3 protein-coding genes and 2 pseudogenes are annotated in these 3,106 nt (G+C 34.2%); 2 read left to right on the top strand and 3 right to left on the bottom strand.

The window, feature by feature from the left end:
• Window positions 1-194: 194 nt before the first annotated feature.
• Window positions 195-602 carry a hypothetical protein gene (locus U860_RS0130890; protein WP_025151484.1) on the bottom strand — a complete coding sequence of 136 codons (408 nt, stop codon included), beginning with the start codon at window positions 600-602 and terminating at the stop codon, window positions 195-197.
• Between the two features lie 301 nt (window positions 603-903).
• Window positions 904-1,080: pseudogene (locus U860_RS0130885) on the bottom strand (IS4 family transposase); the annotation flags it as partial.
• Between the two features lie 103 nt (window positions 1,081-1,183).
• Here U860_RS0130885 and U860_RS36765 point away from each other — a divergent pair.
• Window positions 1,184-1,366 (top strand): annotated as a pseudogene (locus U860_RS36765) (hypothetical protein); the annotation flags it as partial.
• 169 nt (window positions 1,367-1,535) lie between these two features.
• A complete protein-coding gene (locus U860_RS0130875; protein ID WP_002192535.1) occupies window positions 1,536-2,000 on the top strand; it encodes a hypothetical protein in 465 nt (154 codons plus the stop codon).
• A gap of 459 nt (window positions 2,001-2,459) precedes the next feature.
• On the opposite strand, the gene U860_RS0130870 is transcribed toward U860_RS0130875, so the two are convergent.
• Window positions 2,460-2,732 carry an HU family DNA-binding protein gene (locus U860_RS0130870; protein WP_002151048.1) on the bottom strand — a complete coding sequence of 91 codons (273 nt, stop codon included), beginning with the start codon at window positions 2,730-2,732 and terminating at the stop codon, window positions 2,460-2,462.
• Between the last annotated feature and the right edge of the window lie 374 nt (window positions 2,733-3,106).

Genomic DNA, 3,106 nt, shown 5'->3' with positions numbered 1-3,106 from the left:
CAGTTGTTTAGTACCATCTGGGGTCCCGCCAATATTTTGACGAAAATATACGCTAAGCAAATTTTGACATGAAAACAAGTGATTTTAACAACGCTAAGGCTGGCGATTCCTCTTTATGTAAATTACTTATGGATACTCAACAATTTAATATAAATTTTATACACGCTACAATAAGAAAAAACATGACATTACAGTCATGTTTTTTTTTCATATCTATTCCTACTCACAAAAAATGTAACAGAACAAATGATAGTCATTGTTACAGACTTTACATCTTCAAACACGTTCTGGATCCCTCCAGTTAGCACAAACCCAAAGACAAGTAATACCCCTACTGCTAAGAGAACGTATAGTACTAAAGAAATAATATAGTTTACATGAAAAAGTAAAATGAAGTATCTAAATAGCAACTCTCCAAGTACACACCCAACTAAAACTACTGGAGTTCCAATACCAATAACAACAACTGGTATTTGAATCATATCAATAAAGATGTTAGAAACAGTTTCCTCATTAACTATACTGAGGAATAGTTGTATGAGTCCCATGGTAATAAGTAAACTTAATAAAGAATGTAAAAACGGTATTAAAAATTTCCCCATTGAAAATCACCTCTGTTTTAAAAATACAAAATTAGCTCTCCTATAATATAACATTTTGGGTGTATATTCTGTACATGGTAGGTTAACATAACGTTTCATTATCGGTAGCAAAGAAAAGGGGAATCCTTACTCTCAGAAGGAATCCCCTTTTTTATTTTCTATAATGTTATTCACCTTTTTATACATTCCTATATTGGCATGGGTTTTAGGGTTCTCGTTTGTTACTGGATTAGCCGAAAAACTGTATAAAATCTTGCATGCTCTTAGCGTGGTTTTTTTCCGAAATGCTGGCGGTATCCCTCATAGCTACATTTTGGCTCACCCATACACATAAAGCTATTAAATCTTTTGCTTGGTACTTACTGGTTCGTTGTACAAAACCAACATCTCTAGCAAGATTCCGTAAGGTATTTGGAGATAAAAAACTTTGAATCTCTTGAGCAAATAGTTGTAATTCATCAGACACAGAAACAGACATAAAAAACGCCATCCTTTCCTATGATTCTACAGAAAGAATAGCGTATTTTTTCATTTTAGGGGGCATTTCTTTTTATTAACTTGATAGCGATGTGGCGGGACCCCTATATGTTTTCGTTGACAAAACAGCATTGTCAAATGCAGACGAAGGCCTACGGGAAAATTTCGGCTACAGAACGAGAATAAAGTTAAAAGACGCCGTTGCGCAGAGTGGCTTGCAAGAATACGGCAAAACAACCATAAGATACTTCACATCAGACAATAAAACAGAAATTGAATTTGAATAAGCATTCCTGCGGGAGTGCTTATTTATTTTATTTGCAGGAAATTATCACCATTTGTCGAATTATATAAGCTGAAGGGTGATAGAAATGAGTCATAGAAATCTTTTTATGCTGGCAATGAATACGTAAAAACAAAAACATTCACTTATAACGGTTAATAGGAGGAATTATCATGAAAAAATTAGCTACAATTGCGTTGACTGGTGCGTTAGCTTTAGGCGGTTTAACGGTTATGAATTTAGATACACCAAAGGCACAAGCTGAGGAATGGGATGGCTGTCATTATATCTGTGGTCCTGGCGAAACAGTAAACGATGTTACGGTTAAAATACATTCTACACAAGTTACTTTTGGTAATAGCTTAATTGCAAGAATCACGAATGACCGAGCTGAAGAAATTCATTACAATGTCAGCATCGAAAAGAAAAACGGAGATAGCTGGGGAGAATTTGAAACTAATTTCAAATGGAACAATCAGTGGGTTCCAGCTGGCTCATATGATGAAATTTCAACTTTCACAGGATATGGCGATGATGTTTATGAAAATGGCACATACCGATACAAAGTTGAAGTTGTAAGCGCAGATGGTTCTATTGATACAATTTACACAGCAGGAATGACAGTAACAGGGCGATAACTCATGACTGAGCTTTATTATTTATGATTGTATCTTCGATAATATCATTGATAATTGCGTTGATATTATTATTAAAATAAGCTCTTCGGATCTTATTTTTTTTATATAAAAATTGAATATTAATATTCTATTATTGAGTTTTATCCTCTGTTCATAAACATAAGATTTTCTGGACAGATGTCTCTTAACGTACAGAAAATGCTTGAGATGTGTCCGATTTGTGTCTAAACGTACAATTTTCCCGAAATGGTATGGTGAGACCATGCCCATCAACTTAAGAACTTGCTTTACCCCCAAGTGTAAAAAAAACGCCATCCTTTCCTATAAGTCTACAGAAAGAAAGCGTATTTTTTCATTTTAAGAGGTATTTTATTTTGTTTGATTGATAGTGATGTGGCGAGACCCCTACTAAAAAAAAGGATCTGATATTCATATCAGATCCTTTTTCACTATGTATAATTATTTTACTGCTACTTTTAATTCTTTTCCGGCTTTAAAAGCAGGGACTTTAGATGCAGCGATTTGCATTGCTTCACCTGTTTGTGGATTACGTCCTGTACGTGCAGATCTTTCACGCACTTCAAATGTACCAAAACCAAGAATCTGTACTTTCTCTTCATTTGCAAGCGCATTTGTTATAGCATCTAATACAGCTTGTGTTGCTGCAGCTGCATCTTTTTGTGTAAGTTCTGCTTTTTCTGCTACCATTTTTGTTAATTCGGTTTTATTCATTTTTTGCACCTCTTTGCATGTAATAAGAAATTATTATAACGTACCTACGTTTCTCATGTAAATAAAGATATATAGAAAAAGCCCTAGCAACAGCTAGGGGCAATTCTGTGTAATAGTAGTACCAGGGAAAAGGATTTCATCACATAATTGATATTTTAACATCTCGATTAAACAATATAAAGTGATGTTTTAATTATAATTTTGTTAATGTTTTCTCATTTTCGTTATGGGGGCATTTAAGAATCTTAGCTTGATAGCAATGTACAGTGCCCCCTATAAACGATAATAAAATACTACGTGAAAAGACCACGTTTTATATAAAAATATACCTTAAGTTGATGGATGTGGGGTAGCACCACATCGCTATCAAGCTA

The sequence above is a fragment of the Bacillus sp. H1a genome, from assembly GCF_000633475.1.
GTDB classification, from domain to species: Bacteria; Bacillota; Bacilli; order Bacillales; family Bacillaceae_G; genus Bacillus_A; species Bacillus_A paramycoides.
The sequence above is the reverse complement of the archived record's forward strand: the minus strand, read 5'-3'. Positions and strand labels throughout refer to the sequence as shown.

Bases quoted from the DNA above. Each gene is read 5' to 3' on its own strand.
- U860_RS0130890 (WP_025151484.1), bottom strand. From the start codon at position 602: ATGGGGAAATTTTTAATACCGTTTTTACATTCTTTATTAAGTTTACTT.
- U860_RS0130870 (WP_002151048.1), bottom strand. From the start codon at position 2,732: ATGAATAAAACCGAATTAACAAAAATGGTAGCAGAAAAAGCAGAACTT.
- U860_RS0130875 (WP_002192535.1), top strand. From the start codon at position 1,536: ATGAAAAAATTAGCTACAATTGCGTTGACTGGTGCGTTAGCTTTAGGC.